This window comes from Sphingomonas adhaesiva (genome assembly GCF_002374855.1).
Taxonomy (GTDB): domain Bacteria; phylum Pseudomonadota; class Alphaproteobacteria; order Sphingomonadales; family Sphingomonadaceae; genus Sphingomonas; species Sphingomonas adhaesiva.
On sequence record NZ_NWVC01000005.1, the window covers coordinates 83713 to 98963 of the forward strand.

Annotated in this window: 12 protein-coding genes and 1 tRNA gene; 6 read left to right on the plus strand and 7 right to left on the minus strand. The window is 70.1% G+C overall.

All coding sequences use genetic code 11. From position 1 onward, the window contains the following. Nucleotides 1–2: 2 nt before the first annotated feature. Nucleotides 3–2252, minus strand: a complete 2250-nt coding sequence (locus COA07_RS11615) for an O-linked N-acetylglucosamine transferase, SPINDLY family protein (protein ID WP_096641033.1) — start codon at nucleotides 2250–2252, stop codon at nucleotides 3–5. Between the two features lie 130 nt (nucleotides 2253–2382). Here COA07_RS11615 and COA07_RS11620 point away from each other — a divergent pair, with 130 nt between their 5' ends. From COA07_RS11620 to kynA, 3 genes are read left to right on the plus strand one after another with little or no spacing between them, the layout of a single operon-like run. After that, on the plus strand, nucleotides 2383–3456 hold the full coding sequence (locus COA07_RS11620) for an AI-2E family transporter (protein WP_066711770.1): 1074 nt from the start codon (nucleotides 2383–2385) through the stop codon (nucleotides 3454–3456). Continuing rightward, nucleotides 3453–4646, plus strand: a complete 1194-nt coding sequence (gene kynU, locus COA07_RS11625; protein WP_066711771.1) for a kynureninase — start codon at nucleotides 3453–3455, stop codon at nucleotides 4644–4646. Before COA07_RS11620 ends, kynU begins: the two co-directional genes overlap by 4 nt. After that, nucleotides 4643–5482: a tryptophan 2,3-dioxygenase gene (gene kynA, locus COA07_RS11630; RefSeq protein ID WP_245842133.1), complete on the plus strand. Its 840-nt coding sequence runs from the start codon at nucleotides 4643–4645 to the stop codon at nucleotides 5480–5482. Before kynU ends, kynA begins: the two co-directional genes overlap by 4 nt. A gap of 77 nt (nucleotides 5483–5559) precedes the next feature. Here the strand turns inward: kynA and COA07_RS11635 are convergent, their stop codons facing one another. The 3 genes from COA07_RS11635 to COA07_RS11645 all read right to left on the minus strand — a co-directional run bounded on the left by COA07_RS11635 (nucleotide 5560) and on the right by COA07_RS11645 (nucleotide 10074). Then, nucleotides 5560–6666 (minus strand): NAD(P)-dependent alcohol dehydrogenase, encoded by a 1107-nt coding sequence (locus tag COA07_RS11635; RefSeq protein WP_066711772.1) that lies wholly within the window; start codon nucleotides 6664–6666, stop codon nucleotides 5560–5562. A 352-nt stretch (nucleotides 6667–7018) separates the two neighbouring features. After that, complete coding sequence (locus COA07_RS11640; protein ID WP_066711773.1) at nucleotides 7019–8311, minus strand: sigma-54-dependent transcriptional regulator; 1293 nt, start codon at nucleotides 8309–8311, stop codon at nucleotides 7019–7021. After that, nucleotides 8308–10074 carry a sensor histidine kinase gene (locus COA07_RS11645; RefSeq protein WP_096641035.1) on the minus strand — a complete coding sequence of 589 codons (1767 nt, stop codon included), beginning with the start codon at nucleotides 10072–10074 and terminating at the stop codon, nucleotides 8308–8310. The genes COA07_RS11640 and COA07_RS11645 overlap by 4 nt, the downstream gene beginning before the upstream one ends. Nucleotides 10075–10414: 340 nt before the next feature. On the opposite strand from COA07_RS11645, the gene COA07_RS11650 reads away from it, so the two are divergent. Beyond that, on the plus strand, nucleotides 10415–11731 hold the full coding sequence (locus COA07_RS11650; protein ID WP_245842134.1) for an MFS transporter: 1317 nt from the start codon (nucleotides 10415–10417) through the stop codon (nucleotides 11729–11731). Between the two features lie 91 nt (nucleotides 11732–11822). Here the strand turns inward: COA07_RS11650 and COA07_RS11655 are convergent. From COA07_RS11655 to COA07_RS11660, 3 genes are all read right to left on the minus strand, one after another. Next, nucleotides 11823–11897: transfer RNA gene (locus COA07_RS11655), tRNA-Thr, on the minus strand. 246 nt (nucleotides 11898–12143) lie between these two features. Further along, nucleotides 12144–12284, minus strand: a complete 141-nt coding sequence (locus COA07_RS18310; protein WP_157085241.1) for a hypothetical protein — start codon at nucleotides 12282–12284, stop codon at nucleotides 12144–12146. After that, entirely contained in the window at nucleotides 12248–14047 is a 1800-nt protein-coding gene (locus COA07_RS11660) for an aminopeptidase P family protein (protein WP_066711463.1), read from the minus strand. The genes COA07_RS18310 and COA07_RS11660 overlap by 37 nt, the downstream gene beginning before the upstream one ends. 148 nt (nucleotides 14048–14195) lie before the next feature. On the opposite strand from COA07_RS11660, the gene COA07_RS11665 reads away from it, so the two are divergent. Continuing rightward, a complete protein-coding gene (locus COA07_RS11665) occupies nucleotides 14196–14765 on the plus strand; it encodes an HNH endonuclease (protein ID WP_066711464.1) in 570 nt (189 codons plus the stop codon). A 19-nt stretch (nucleotides 14766–14784) separates the two neighbouring features. Continuing rightward, a complete protein-coding gene (locus COA07_RS11670; protein ID WP_066711465.1) occupies nucleotides 14785–15225 on the plus strand; it encodes an EF-hand domain-containing protein in 441 nt (146 codons plus the stop codon). The last annotated feature ends 26 nt before the right edge of the window (nucleotides 15226–15251 follow it).

The window sequence follows — 15251 nt, forward strand, 5'->3', positions numbered from 1 at the left end:
GGTCAGTCAGCGACGTCGAAGGCGGCGGGCGGCAGCCCGTCCAGCCGCCGGCGGTGCGCGGTGGCATAGGCCGCCTCGATCGCGCGGGCGTGGCGCGCGGTGTCGAACAGCGGCATCGTCCGCCGGTTCGCCGCCAGCCGCGCGCGCAGCCCGGCCAGCGCCGCACGGTCGTGCGCCAGTGCCAGCGCGGTCGCTTCATAGTCCCCCTCGCCGTGCGCGACCAGTTCGGGCAGGCCGATCGCGGTCACCAGGCTGGCACCGACGCGCGCGGCGAACTGCCGCCCCGCCAGCGTCAGCACCGGCACGCCGCCCCACAAGGCGTCGCTGGCGGTGGTGTGCGCGTTGACCGCAAAGGTATCGAGGAACAGGTCGGCATGGACGTGGCGCGCCAGATGTTCGGCATGCGGCACCATGTCGGCGAACACCAGCCGCGCCGGATCGATGCCGCGCGCCGCCGCCTCGCGCCGCAGGTTCGCCTCCGCCCAGCGATTGGGACGCAGCAGCCACAGCACCGCATCGGGCACCGCATGAAGCAGCCGCGCCCACAGGTCGAATTCGCGCGGGCCGATCTTGTACGGATGGTTGAAGCAGCACAGCACCAGCGCATCGTCCGGCAGGCCGAACGTGGCGCGATCGGTGTGCGCGGCATCGGCGATGGCGCGGCGATCGTCGTTCGCCTGATAGCTGCCGGGCAGGCGGATCACGCGTTCGCTGTAATGATGCTCCTCGCCCGGCGGGATCACCACCGCATCGCCGATGATATAGTCGAGTGCGTCGCCGCCCAGCGATCCGGGATAGCCCAGCCAGCCGATCTGCACCGGCGCGATGCGATCGACGAACAGCGACCCGCGCGCGCCCTTGGTATAGCCCTTCAGGTCGATCGCGATGTCGAGCGCGTCGTCGCGCACGCGCGCGACCGCGGCGGCATCGTCCAGCGCGCGCAGGTCGACGAAGGCGTCGAGGTGCGGGAGGATCGCCGCGCGCGCCGCGCTGCCGTCGCCGGGGCCGTAGTTATAGGCGCGCACCTCGAACCGCGAACGATCGTGTTCGCGCAGCAGCCCGGCCATCAGGTAGAGCGTGGCGTGATCGTAGAAATCGGCGGAGACATAGCCGATGCGGATGCGCGCATCGCCGCGCGGCGCGGCGGGGACCAGCGGCGGCGCGGTGCGCGCGAAGCTGGACTGCGCATAGACGCGGGCGCGCGCCAGCTGGCGGGTCGGATCGTCCTCGAACGGCAGCGCCACGAACGGCTCGATCACGCGGTCCGCCGCCGCCGCCGCGATCGGCAACGCGGCGAACGTATCGCGCGCGTGCCAGTCGGCCATATAGGCTTCCAGGAACAGCAGGTGCGCGCGCGCGTGCGCGTCGTCGGGGTCGAGCGCGGCGGCACGCGCGAGCGCGGCCTGCGCCTCATCCAGCGCGCCGGCCATTTCGGCGGCCTGCCCCAGGTTGAGCCACGCCTTGAGGTTGTCGGGCGCGGCCTGCGTCGCGCGGCGGCAGGCGGCGAGCGCCTCCGCCGGGCGATCCAGCTCGATTAGCAGCGACCCCATGTTGTTGAGGCCGTCGGCGTGATCGGGCGCGATGTCGAGCAGCGCCAGATAGCAGCGCAGCGCCGCGGTCGCATCGCGCGCGGTGCGGTGCAGGTTGGCGCGATTGTACCAGGCGGTGACGTGCCGCGGCGCCAGTGCCAGCGTGCGGTCATAGGCGGCGAAGGCGTCGGCAAAGCGCCGCTGCGCGCCCAGCAGATTGGCGAGGTTGAAATGCGCGTCGACATGATCGGGCGCGGCGGCGATCGCGGCGCGATAGGCCGCCTCGGCGTCCGCCGCGCGGCCGGTGCGACGCAGCGCCACGCCCAGGTTGCTGTGATAGGCCGCCTCGCCCGGAGCCAGCGCGATCGCGGTGCGCAATGCCGCGATCGCCGCCAGCGCATCGTCGTCCGCCAGCAGTGCGCCGCCCAGCAGCGCATGGACACGCGCATCGCGCGGCCAGTCGGCCGCCAGCGCCCGCGCGCCCGCGGCGGCGGCGGCATGATCGCCCGCGGCGTAGCGCGCGTGGAGCCGTGAGAGATCCTCGAACGGTGCGGCCTCGGCCTGCGCCGCGTGCTCCGCCAGCCGATCGGCTGCGGCGCGCGCGCGCCGGTTGGCGGGGAAGCGCGCCAGCACCGCATCCAGCAGCCGCCGCGCCTCCGCGATGTCGCCGCGCTTTTCGGCAAGGGCCGCCTTGTGCAATGCGCTGTCGAGGCTGCCCGCCATGATGGACCCTTACCGATGATTGCCATCGGCGTGTACGGTGACATGGTTAACGCGGCGTTAGGAAGCGGGCCGGAACCGCCGCGCCGCGGCGCGGGTTCAGGACACGATTTTTCGGGGGTGAGCGGACACGATGATCGACCAACGTCGCCTGGAGACGGGCGGATTCCTGTTGTTCCTGGCGCTGATCACGATCGGGCTGGCGACGATCGTGTCGGGCTTTGCCGGCGCTTTGCTATGGGCGACGCTGGCCGCGATCCTGTTCCAGTCGCTGTTCCGCTGGCTGCTGCCGCGCGTCGGCGGGCGGCGCAACACGGCGGCGGCGCTGACGCTGCTGATCATCACCGTCGCGGTGGTGGTGCCGGCGTTCCTGCTGGGTAGCCTGATCCTGGACCAGGCGATCGGCGTCTATGCCAAGGTGCGATCCGGGCAGATCAATTTCGGCGAATATTTCCGCCAGATCCGCGATGCCCTGCCGGTGCGGCTGCGCACCGCGCTGGACAATGCCGGGTTCGGCACGTTCGAACGCGCGCAGGCGCAGGTGTCGGAACTGGCCAGCAACAGCGTGCAGACGCTGGCCAACCAGGCGCTGTCGATCGGGCGCAACACCCTGTCGTTCCTGCTGGCGCTGGGCGTCGGGCTGTACGCCACCTTCTTCCTGCTGCGCGACGGCGACCGGCTGGGACCGCAGGTGCGCGATGCGTTGCCGGTCGAGCGCGGCGTCGCCGCGCGCTTGGTCGACAAGTTCGTGGCGGTGGTGCGCGCGACCATCAAGGGGTCGGTGATCGTCGCGCTGGTGCAGGGCGCGCTGGGGGCGATCACCTTCTGGATCGTGGGCGTGCCCGCCGCCTTGCTATGGGGGCTGCTGATGGCGGTTGCGGCGCTGTTGCCGGCGATCGGCCCAGGGCTGGTGTGGGGGCCGGTGGCGATCTACCTGCTGGCCACCGGCGGGGTGTGGCAGGGCGCGGTGGTGATCGCGTCGGGCGTGCTGGTGATCGGACTGGCCGACAATATCCTGCGCCCGATCCTGGTCGGGCGTGACACCGGCATTCCCGACTGGGTGGTATTGGTAACGACGCTGGGCGGGATCGAGATGTTCGGGCTGAGCGGCATCGTAGTCGGCCCGCTGGTCGCCGCGCTGTTCATCACCGGGTGGCAGATCCTGACCGAGGAGCGGCGCGGGGCGGCGACGGAGCCGGTCGCATGACGGATTTCGCCGCGACCCGCGCGGCGTTCGACCTGCCGGAGGGGGTGATCTACCTCGACGGCAATTCGCTGGGCGTGCTGCCGCGCGGTGCGGCGGCGCGTGTCGAGCGGACGATCCGCGCCGAATGGGGCGAGCGGCTGATCCGCGCGTGGAACGATGCCGGGTGGATGACCCAGCCCGCGCGCGTCGGCGACCGGATCGCGCGGTTGATCGGGGCGCCGGCCGGCAGCGTCGTCGTCGGCGACACACTGTCGATCAAGGTCTATCAGGCGCTCGCCGCGGCGCTGGCGCTGCGCCCCGGACGGCGCATCGTTCTGTCCGACAGCGGCAACTTCCCCACCGATCTGTACATCGCGCAGGGGCTGCTCGACACGCTGGGGCAGGGGCACGAACTGCGTGTCGTCGCGCCGGAGGAGGTGGCGGGCGCGATCACCGGGGATGTCGCGGCGACGCTGCTGACCGAGGTGGATTACCGCACCGGGCGACTGCACGACATGGCGGCGCTGACCCGCGTCGCGCACGAGGCGGGCGCGCTGGCGATCTGGGACCTGGCGCATTCGGCGGGCGCGATCCCGGTGGACGTGACGCGCGCCGGCGCCGATTTCGCGGTCGGGTGCACGTACAAATATCTCAACGGCGGACCGGGCGCCCCGGCGTTCATCCACGTCGCGCCGCGCCACGCCGCTGTCGCGCGCCCGGCGCTGGCGGGGTGGATGGGGCATGAGGCGCCGTTCGCGTTCGACGCGGCCTATCGTCCCGGTGCGGGGATCGAGCGGATGCGCGTCGGCACCCCGCCGGTGATCGCGCTCGCCGCGCTGGAGGCGGCGCTGGAGGTGTGGGACATGGTCGACATGCGCGACGTGCGCGCCGCGTCGCTGCGGCTGTCGGAGCGCTTCATCGCCGAGGTGGAGGCGCAATGCCCGGCGCTGGAATTGGCCAGCCCGCGCGACGCGGCGCAGCGCGGCAGCCAGGTGTCGTTCCGCCATCCGCACGCCTATCCGGTCATGGCGGCGCTGATCGACCGCGGCGTGATCGGCGACGTGCGCGCGCCCGACATCCTGCGCTTCGGCTTCACGCCGCTGTACCTGAGCGAGCAAGAGGTGGTGCGCGCCGCCGGGGTGCTGGCGACGATCATGCGCGACGAGGCGTGGCGCGACCCGCGCTTTCAGCAGCGCCAGGCGGTGACGTGAGCGACGACGGCGCGTCTGACGCCACGGCGCATGACGGCGCGCAGATGTCGTTCCGGGGGCGAATGTCCTATGGCGATTACCTGTCGCTCGACACCATTCTGGACGCGCAGCACCCCCTGTCGCACGCGCACGACGAACTGCTGTTCATCGTCCAGCACCAGACCAGCGAATTGTGGCTCAAGCTGGCGCTGCACGAGATGGAGGCGGCGTGCACCGCGATCGCCACCGACCGGCTGGACGTGGCGTTCAAGATGCTGACGCGGGTGGCGCGGATCTTCGAACAGCTGAACGGCGCGTGGGACGTGCTGCGCACGATGACCCCGTCGGAATATTCGGAGTTCCGCGACGCGCTGGGCCAGTCGTCGGGTTTTCAGTCGTACCAGTATCGCGCGGTCGAATTCGTGGCGGGCAATCGCAACACCGCGATGCTGACCCCGCATGCGCATCGCCCCGACCTGGACGCGCGGCTGCGCGCGATCCTGGCGCGGCCGAGCCTGTATGACGAGGCGATTCGGCTGCTGGCGCGGCGCGGCTTCGCGGTGGAGGCGGAGCGCGCCGACCTGTCGCAGCCGCGCGCCGACAGCGACGCACTGGTGGCGGCGTGGGCGCGCGTCTACGCCGATCCCGCCGGGCAATGGGATCTGTACCAGCTGGCCGAGAAGCTGGTCGATTTCGAGGATTATTTCCGGCGCTGGCGGTTCAACCACGTCACCACCGTGGAACGGATCATCGGATCGAAGCGCGGCACCGGGGGCACCTCCGGTGTAGCGTATCTGCGCCGGATGCTGGACGTGGTGCTGTTCCCGGAATTGTGGCGCGTGCGCACGCAAATGTGAGGTCGCGCCGGCGCGCCGATACGGCACGCCCGTCGAACGCACCGGGTGCATCGCCACGACCCGGTGCGTCGCGACGATCAGGGGATCAGCACCACCTTCACGCAATCGCCCCGCGCCTGCGCGGCGATCGCCTCGTTGATCTGCGCGAGCGGGAAGGTGCGCACCAGCCGGTCGAACGGGAAGCGGCCGTCGCGATGCAGCGCGATCAGCTGCGGGATGAACGTCTGCGGGTCGCTGTCGCCCTCCATGATGCCGACGACACGCTGGCCGTAGGTGATCATCGCGGCGATGTTGATGGTGATGCCGTCCTCAGCAGAGGGCGGCACGCCGACCAGCCCGATCATTCCACGCGACGTCAGCGCGCCCAGCGCCGCCTGGATCGCATCGACGCGTCCGCTGGTGTCGAACGCGAAATCGAACCCGTCGGGGATCAGCGCGCGCAGCGCCTCGGTCACGTCGCCAGCGGTGGGATCGACGACATGGGTGGCGCCCAGTTCGCGCGCCAGTTCGCGGCGTGCCGCGACCGGTTCGACCAGCACGATCGTGGAGCAGCCCTGAACCTTCGCGCCCATGACCGCGGCAAGGCCGACCGGGCCACCGCCGACGATCGCGATCGAGCTGCCCGCCGGACACGCCAGCGACCGCATCACGCCGCCCGCGCCGGTCTGCAGCCCGCAGCCGAGCGGGCCGAGGATGTCGAGCGGCGCGTCCGCATCCTCCACCTTCACGACGTTGCGCGCGCGCACGATCGCCTGCGCGGCGAAGCTGGACTGGCCGAAGAAGTGCGAGGAGATCGCCTCGCCGTTCGCGACATAGGCCTTCGACCCGTCCTCCAGCCGCATCCCGGCATAGTTCATCGGCGGAAAATCGCGGCAATAGCTGGGCAGGTGTTCGGCGCAGCGCGCGCACTGCCCGCAGCTGGAAAAGCCCAGGACGACGCGGTCGCCGACCGCCAGCCCCTCCACCCCGTCGCCCAGCGCCTCGATCACGCCGGCACCCTCATGCCCCAGCACGGCGGGCAGCGGGTAGGGGGCGAATTGATCGCGGAAGATCAGGTCGGTGTGGCACAGGCCGACGCCTGCGATCCTGACGCGCACCTCGCCTGCGCGGGGCGCGTCGATCGTCACCTCCTCGATGGAGAAATCGCCCTTTGGCATGCGGGCGACGGCGGCGGTGGTCTGCATCGTAACTCTCTCCGTTCATTGGTGATATGGCGCCGGCCGCTCGGCGACCGATCGGCGTGTCGGGCGGGGGGGGCGAGGGACATGGTATCGGCTGGCGACGCCGAGCCGTTCGGCGATCCTTCATTGCCGATCGCTGCCGATGAACCGCCGCCAGCGCACGAACGATTTCCCTCCCGTCCCAGGCCGCAGGAGCGCGTGACGGTCCGGGCGACCATGGGATCGGGTCGCGGGGAACATCGCGGCGGCGCTTGCCTTCCCGACGGCATATCACGGCAAGCAGATTTATAGAACAACTGTATTGCATCCTCGCCACTGGCCGCCGCGGCGGCAGCTTGATCGATGCTGGCGCCGGTCACCCCGGACGGCGATGCTCGCTGGCGTCCAGCCCATAGCGTTGCAGGCGATCATACAGGCTGCGCCGCGACACCGACAGCGCCTGTGCGGCACTGGTGACGTCGCCAGCGGCCTTGGTCAGCGCCTCGACGATGACCGCGGCTTCGAAGCGCGCGACCTGCTCGGCCAGCGGCAGGGTGCCGTCCTCCCCATCGGTGACCGGCAAGGCGAGCACCGTCTGCACCGCGAAATTGCGCAGCGCCCGCACGTTCCCGCGCCACGGATCGGTCATCAGCCGCGCTTCCACCGGCGCGGTCAGGTCGGGCACCGGGCGGCCGAACCGCTCGGCCGCCTCCTGAAGGAAATAGCGGAACAGCAGCGGCACGTCCGCGCGCCGCTCGCGCAGTGGCGGGATACGCACGCGCACCGTTTCCAGCCGGTACAGCAGATCCTCGCGGAACCGCCCCTGCGCGCAGGCCTGCGCCAGATCGCCCTTCGCCGCGGCGACGATGCGCAGGTCGACGCTGCGCGGCGATCCGCCGCCGACCGGGGGCAGTTCGCGCTCCTCGATCACCCGCAGCAGCTTGCCCTGCACCGCGGCCGACATGCTGTCGATCTCGTCCAGGAACAATGTGCCGCGGTCGGCATCACCGATCCGCCCCTGCGCAAGGCGGCTGCCGAACAGCGCCTCGTCCGCCAGATGATCGGGCAGCGCGGCGCAGTCGATCGCGACGAACTCGCGCGCGCGGCGCCGGCTCTGGCGGTGGAGCATCCGCGCGACCAGTTCCTTGCCGGTGCCGGTCTCCCCCTCAATCAGCACGTCGACCTCGACCTGCGCCAGCTGGCGGATCGCGGCGCGCAGCGCGGCCATCGCCGCGGTGGTGCCGATCAGCGGAAAATCCTCCTCCGCGGCGGGCAGCTCGGCGCGCAGGCGGCGGTTCTCCAGCACCAGCCGCCGCGTTTCCAGCGCGCGGCGGACGCTGGCGACCAGATGATCGGTCGCGAACGGCTTGGCGATGAAATCGAACGCGCCGCGCTCCATCGCCGCCACCGCCATCGGGATGTCGCCGTGGCCGGTCATCAGCAGCACCGGCACTTCCGCGTCGGCGGCGTGCACCGCATCGAACACGGCGTGGCCATCCATCCCCGGCATCCGGATGTCGGTGACCACGACACCCGCAAAATCGGGGGTGATCCGGCGCAGCGCGCTCCGCGGATCGGCATGGGGCTCCACCGCGATGCCCGCGATCGCGAACGTGTCGGCGATGGCGGCGCGCAACGCATCGTCGTCGTCGATCAGCAGGACGGTCATTGTGGTGCCTCCTTCGCCAGCGCGACGGTCACGCGGAACGCCGCCCCGCCCAGCGGCGAGGGCACGACGGCGACCATGCCGTCGAAGGCGGTGACGATGTCCCGCACGATTCCCAGCCCCAGCCCCAGCCCGTCGCGCCTGCCGGTGACGAAGGGATCGAAGATCTGGTCGGCGATCGCCGGATCGATCCCCGGGCCATTGTCCGCGACGGTCAGCGCGATGGTCGGGCCAGCGGCATCGACCGTCAGCGCGACCTGCGCGTCGGCGCGTCCCGCCACCGCGTCCACTGCGTTCTGGAGCAGGTTGACCAGCACCTGTTCCAGCCGGACCCGCCCCGCGATCACCGATGGCTGCCCGGGCGGCGGCCAGTCCAGCGCGACCCCCGCGGCGCGAACGCGGTCGCCGATCAGTAGGCGCGAGCCCGCGATCACCGCGTCGAGCGCAACCGGCCCGATCGTCCCCGTGCCGCGCCGCGCGAAGCCGCGCATTTCCTGCGTGATCGCGCCGATCCGCGCGGTCAGCGCGACCGCACTGTCCAGATTGGCGGCCACCCGGTCGAGCCGCCCGGCATCCAAATGCGCGCGTGCGTTTTCCGACAGGGTGCGGATCGTCGCGACCGGCTGGTTGATCTCATGCGCCAGCCCCGCGGTGATCGACCCCAGCGACGCCAGCCGGTTGGCCTGTGCCAGTTCCTCGCGCGCCTCGCGGAAGCGCCGGTCGATCCGCGCGCGCTCGGCGATCTCGTCGCGCAGTTCGGCGGTACGGGCGGCGACCGCGCTTTCCAGCGCGGTGCGTTCGCGGGCGGCGTCCGCGGCGCGGGTCATCCGCCACAGCAGCAGGCCGGCGACGATGCCCGCCAGCAGCGCCGCGACCAGCCCGATCAGCCGCGCCAGATTGGCCGCGTCGTGCAGCGCGCCCGCCACCGGGACGACATGGACCAGCCGCCAGCCGGGCACCGGCATCGTCGCGGTGCCGACAATCAGCCGCGCGCCGTCCGGCGCCCGCGCGGTGCCGTCGCCACGCCAGCTGTAGCGGGTCGGTGTCAACGGGGCCGCGCCGAATTGCGACGCACCGGCGATGGCGGCGCGTGCCGCGGCGGTGAGCGGGCGCGTGATGCGGAAGCGTTCGGCGGGATCGGTGGCCAGCAGGATGATGCCGCGCCCGTCGATGATGAAGGTCTGGCCGGGATCGCCGCGCCAGATCCGCACCAGCTTGTCGAATTCCACCTTCACGACGATCACGCCCGCCGGATCGTCCGCGGCGCCGATCCGGCGCGTCAGGAACAGGCCGGGGCGCCCGCTGACGTTGCCGACCGCGTAATATTCCGCCGCGCCGTCCTGCATCGCGCGGATGAAATAGGGCCGGAACCGGTAATCGCGTCCGACGAAGCTCTCCGCGGTATCGGCATTGGACGCCGACACGGTGCGGCCGGTCCGGTCGATCAGGTAGAGCACGGGGGCGCCGGTCCGCTCCGCCAGCAGCTTCAGCTTGCCGTCCATCCGTCGCCGCGCGTCGGTGTCGCCGCGGCGCAGCGCCTCGTCCAGGTCGGTATATTCGCCCAGCACCAGCGGCAGCAGGCGGAACGGCAGCAGGTCGCTAGAGAACAACCGGTTCTGCTGAGCCGCGACGCGCCTCGCCTCGTCGCGCAGATCGGCGATCGCCGAACGGTCGAGCCACGCCGCCGCCGCGAGCCAGCCGAGCAGCCCGATCGTCGCGGCGGCAAGGCAGGCCAGTATCAGGGGAAGGGCGCGGCGTGGCGGCATTGTTGCAGGATGCTGCACTTTTGCGGTGGCTGTCATGCGGAATCGTGCACAGATGGCCGGTCGCAAGGTGGCGAAGGATGGACTAGAGTTTTGATATTGCTGCAAAATAACGCGTATGCGTGAGGATTTTGCCGATCGTCCCGCCGGCATCATGCTGTCGGCATACCGAAACGTCGGTCGCGAGAGGATGGATGATGGCGTTCCCGCACCGTGATGGCCCCTGCTTCACCCGTCGCACGGTCGTGCCGGTGGGCGTCTGCCATCCCCGCTGCGCCACCCCCGCGCAGCCCGACGGTTTCCGCTTGTGATGATGCCTTCGAACGACATTGGGAGAGACGAGATGGCGGCCCAACCCATGACCTACGCCGCGCAGGACGCGCCACCGACGACCAACATGCGGCTGAAATCGATCATCGGTGGGTCGACCGGCAATTTGGTCGAATGGTTCGACTGGTATGTCTACGCCGCCTTCACCCTCTACTTCGCGCCGCATTTCTTCCCCAGCGGCAACCAGACCGCGCAGCTGCTGAGCGCCGCCGCGGTCTTCGCGGTCGGCTTCGTCATGCGGCCGATCGGCGCCTGGGTGATGGGCGTCTATTCCGACCGCCACGGGCGCAAGGCGGGGCTGACGCTGTCGGTCACGCTGATGTGCGCCGGCTCGCTGATCATCGCGCTGACGCCCGGCTATGCCACCATCGGCGTCCTGGCGCCGGCGCTGCTGGTGATCGCGCGTTTGATGCAGGGGCTGTCGGTGGGCGGCGAATATGGCGCCAGCGCGACCTATCTGTCGGAAATGGCGGGCAAGGACCGGCGCGGCTTCTTCTCGTCGTTTCAATATGTCACGCTGATTTCGGGCCAGTTGCTTGCGATCCTGCTGCTGCTCCTGCTCCAGAACGTGATGAGCAAGCCTGCGCTGGAGGAATGGGGCTGGCGGATTCCGTTCGCGGTGGGCGCGGTGCTCGCGGTCGTCGTCTTCCGCCTGCGCCGCGGGCTGGCGGAGACCGAGAGCTTCAAGAACGCCAAGAAGGGCGATGCACCGAAATCGGGCTTCCTCGCGCTGCTGCGCCATCATCCAAAGGAAACCGCGCTTGTCATGCTGCTGACCGCCGGGGGTACGCTCGCCTTCTACGCCTATTCGATCTACATGCAGAAGTTCCTGGTCAACACCTCGGGCTTCACCAAGGAAGCGGCGACGCAGATCAACGCCGTGACGCTTTTCGTGTTCATGCTGCTCCAGCCGGTGGCGGGCGCACTGAGCGACCGGATCGGGCGCAAGCCGCTGATGATCGCGTTCGGCGTGTCGGGGGTGCTGTTCACCGATCCGATCTTCACCGCGCTCCAGCACACGCAGGACATGTTCACCGCCGGACTGCTGGTTATGGCCGCGCTGATCATCGTGACGGGCTATACCTCGATCAACGCGGTGGTGAAGGCGGAGCTGTTCCCCGCGCATATCCGCGCGCTGGGCGTCGCGCTGCCCTATGCGCTGGCCAATACGCTGTTCGGCGGCACCGCCGAGTGGGTGGCGCTGAAGTTCAAGTCGTCCGGGTGGGAGCAGGGCTTCTACTGGTATGTCACCGCGATGATCGGCGTGTCGCTGATCGTCTACCTGCGGATGCGCGACACCCGTCAGGACAGCCTGATCGCGGAGGATTGAGGCGACGGGCGCCGCCGTCCGGCATGTCCGGCACAGCGGCGCGTCCCGCGCGCGACGCACGGTTCGGGTCGATGATCGGCGTCGGAAAAAATGGTGCTGCCGGTGAGGATTGAACTCACGACCTCAGCCTTACCAAGGATGCGCTCTACCACTGAGCTACGGCAGCACTCACCACCTTGCGGGCGGGAGCGGGCCTAAGAGACGAGGTGGGGCCGATTGTCAAGCCGGATCGGCGCGGGTAGCGCGAAAAGGATGAGCGATCGGGACGAACGGGGGCGGGACGAACGGGCGGCGCGGCTCGCCGAGCAGCTGCGCGCCAATCTGAAGCGGCGCAAGGCACAGGCGCGGGCTACGAAAGCCCATGAAGGGGCGACGCAGGATAAACCCGCGCCAGCCGACGGCGATCGGCCGGTCAGCGCGTCGCTGTTGCGTAATGACCCAGCGTGAAGGCGGCGGCGATTCCCTGCCATGCCCCCAGCGAGGCGATCCCCAACCCCCCGACGAATGCCGCGACGATCAGCGTGCGACGGGCGAACACCTTGACGTGAGCCATGCCAGATCCTCCGCGCCCAGCGCCGGCGCCAGTTCCTCGGCGACGCGGGCGTGATAGGCATTGAGCCACATCAGTTCGGCGTCCGTCAATAGGGCCGGATCGATCAGATCGCGGTCGATCGGCGCCAGCGTCAGCGTCTCGAACGCCAGCATCGTCGCTTCGCCGCCGGGCAGGTCGCGCTCGACCACCAGCAGCAGGTTCTCGATGCGGATGCCGTATTCACCCGCCTTGTAATAGCCCGGCTCGTTCGAGAGGATCATGCCCGGCAGCAGCGGCTCGAACGGGCCGGTGCCGCCATAGCTGGGCTTGGCGATCCGCGCGGGGCCTTCGTGTACCGATAGGAAGCTGCCGACGCCGTGGCCGGTGCCGTGCGCGAAATCCAGCCCCGCCTGCCACAGCGGCAGCCGAGCCAGCGAGTCGAGCTGTCCGCCGGTCGTCCCGCGCGGGAAGACCGCGGTGGCCAGCGCGATATGCCCCTTCAGCACGCGGGTGAAGCGGTCGCGCATCTCCGCGGTGGGCGTGCCGATCGGCACGACGCGGGTCACGTCGGTGGTGCCGTCCTGATACTGGCCGCCCGAATCGATCAGGTAGAGCTGGCCCGTCTCGATCGCGAGGTTCGATTCGTCGGTGACGTGGTAATGCGGGATCGCGCCGTGCGGCCCGGTCGCGGAGATGGCGTCGAACGACAGGTCCCTGAGAAGCCCGGTGTCGGCGCGGAAGCGGTGGAGCTGCGCCGCGGCGGACAATTCGGTCTGCCCGCCCCTGGGCGCCTCCGCCGCGATCCAGCGCAGGAAGCGCGTCAGCGCCGCGCCGTCGCGGATCGAGGCGGCGCGATGCCCGGCGACCTCGACCGGATTCTTCGTCGCCTTGGCCAGGATCACGGGGTCGCGCAGCGGCAGGACGGTGCCGCCGGCCTGTTCCACCGCCTGCGCGATCGCCGCCACGGAAAAGGCCGGGTCGATCGCGACACGCTTGCCCGACAGGTCTGCCAGCGCCGCGGCGAAGGCGGTGCGGTCATGGACGCGCACGGCATTGCCCAGATGCTCGGCGACGTCCGGCGTCACCTTGTCGGGGGCGACGAACAGGTCGGCGGTGCCGTCGGCATGGACGATCGTATAGGCAAGTGAGACCGGGGTGCGCGCGACATCGCCGCCGCGCACGTTGAGCAGCCAGGCGATCGAATCGAGCGCGGCGATCACCGTCGCGTCGGCGCCGGCGCCGACCAGCCAGTCGGCGACATCGGCGCGCTTGGCTGCCGAGGAACGGCCGGCGACTGCGTCGGGCTGGACGGTCATTACCGCATCGGACGGTGCGGGACGGTCCGGCCACACCGCGTCGACCGGGTTGGCCTCCACCGCGACCAGTTCGGCCCCCGCGGCCGCCAGCGCAGCGCGCGCCTCCGCCACCCAGGCGGCGGTGTGCAGCCACGGATCATAGCCGATCCGCGCGCCGGCGGGCGCGTGGTCGCGCAGCCAGGCGGCGATGCTGGTGTCGGGGACGCCGACGAACTGCCAGTCGTCGGCGGATACCTGTTCGCGCACCTGCAGCGTGTAACGCCCGTCGGTGAAGATCGCCGCTTCCTGCGACAGCACCACCGCCGCGCCGGCCGATCCCTGGAACCCCGTCAGCCACGCCAGCCGCTGCGCATAGGCGCCGACATATTCGCTCATATGCTCGTCGGTCAGCGGCACGACGAAACCGTCGAGGCGCGTCTGCGTCAGCTGGTCGCGAAGCGCGGCGAGGCGGGCGGAATGGGTCGACATGGCACGTCCGTTGATAAGGGGCGGCCGATGTCGTGGCACAACCGCTTCGCCGCGACCAGCCTTGACCCGGTCGCGCGTGGTGTCATCATGCCGTCACGCCGATGGGCGACATGCCCCGGCACGAAAGCGGAAAGGGGGACGTCGAAGCGTGTTCCATCCCGATCTGATCCGGCATCCGGACAGTTGCCCCACGTTGGTGCTGAACGCCGATTATACGCCCTTGTCCTATTACCCGCTGAGCATCTGGCCGTGGCAGACCGCGGTGAAGGCGGTGTTCCTGGACCGTGTCGACATCGTCGCACATTACGAGCGCGAGGTGCGCAGCCCGACGCAGACAATGCGCCTGCCGTCGGTGATCGCGCTGAAGCAATTCGTGCGGCCGTCGCAATTCCCGGCCTTCACGCGGTTCAACCTGTTCCTGCGCGACACCTTCGCCTGCCAATATTGCGGCAGCACCGCGCGCGAGCTGACGTTCGACCATGTCATTCCGCGGGCGCAGGGCGGGCGGACGACCTGGGAGAATGTCGTCACCGCCTGCGCCCCGTGCAACCTGAAGAAGGGCGGGCGCACCCCGCGACAGGCCTCGATGCCGCTGGCGATCGAGCCGATCCGCCCGACCAGCTGGCACCTTCAGGAACACGGCCGACGCTTTCCGCCGAATTATCTTCACGAAACATGGCACGACTGGCTCTATTGGGATGTTGAGCTGGAAGCGTAACGACGGAGCCGGGACAAGCATGCGGACGACATTGGTGGTGGTGGCCGGCGCGATCGCGCTGGCCGCCTGTTCCGGCACGAGCGAGGAGCAGAAGGCGCTGGAGACCGGCGAGCTCGACAATTACGTCCCCCCCTTCGTCATGTCGCGGCTGGACTATGGCGGGGTGGTGGAGCGCCGGTTCCGGCGGCTGGACGTCAACAACGACGACAAGCTGACCCGCACCGAACTGCCCAAGCGGCTGCAGGACCGGTTCGACGAGATCGACGCCAACCGCGACGGCTGGATCTCGAACGAGGAATGGAGCCGCTGGATGATGGCGCGGTTCGACCGGCAGGATGCCAATCACGACGGCACCGTGACCAGCGACGAGCGCGAGCGCGCGCGCGAGCAGCACGAAATCGACCTGCCGACCCCCGCCGACGAGCCGGCGACGAACGCGACTGCGTCGAAGGCGGGTTGACCGCGGCGCTGGTGCAGCGCAGCAAA

What these genes read in the sequence shown, in the direction of transcription:
- COA07_RS11615 (WP_096641033.1), bottom strand. Translation starts at nt 2,252, where the DNA reads ATGGCGGGCAGCCTCGACAGCGCATTGCACAAGGCGGCCCTTGCCGAA.
- COA07_RS11620 (WP_066711770.1), top strand. Translation starts at nt 2,383, where the DNA reads ATGATCGACCAACGTCGCCTGGAGACGGGCGGATTCCTGTTGTTCCTG.
- kynU (WP_066711771.1), top strand. Translation starts at nt 3,453, where the DNA reads ATGACGGATTTCGCCGCGACCCGCGCGGCGTTCGACCTGCCGGAGGGG.
- COA07_RS11635 (WP_066711772.1), bottom strand. Translation starts at nt 6,666, where the DNA reads ATGCAGACCACCGCCGCCGTCGCCCGCATGCCAAAGGGCGATTTCTCC.
- COA07_RS11640 (WP_066711773.1), bottom strand. Translation starts at nt 8,311, where the DNA reads ATGACCGTCCTGCTGATCGACGACGACGATGCGTTGCGCGCCGCCATC.
- COA07_RS11645 (WP_096641035.1), bottom strand. Translation starts at nt 10,074, where the DNA reads ATGCCGCCACGCCGCGCCCTTCCCCTGATACTGGCCTGCCTTGCCGCC.
- COA07_RS11650 (WP_245842134.1), top strand. Translation starts at nt 10,415, where the DNA reads ATGGCGGCCCAACCCATGACCTACGCCGCGCAGGACGCGCCACCGACG.
- COA07_RS18310 (WP_157085241.1), bottom strand. Translation starts at nt 12,284, where the DNA reads ATGGCTCACGTCAAGGTGTTCGCCCGTCGCACGCTGATCGTCGCGGCA.
- COA07_RS11660 (WP_066711463.1), bottom strand. Translation starts at nt 14,047, where the DNA reads ATGTCGACCCATTCCGCCCGCCTCGCCGCGCTTCGCGACCAGCTGACG.
- COA07_RS11670 (WP_066711465.1), top strand. Translation starts at nt 14,785, where the DNA reads ATGCGGACGACATTGGTGGTGGTGGCCGGCGCGATCGCGCTGGCCGCC.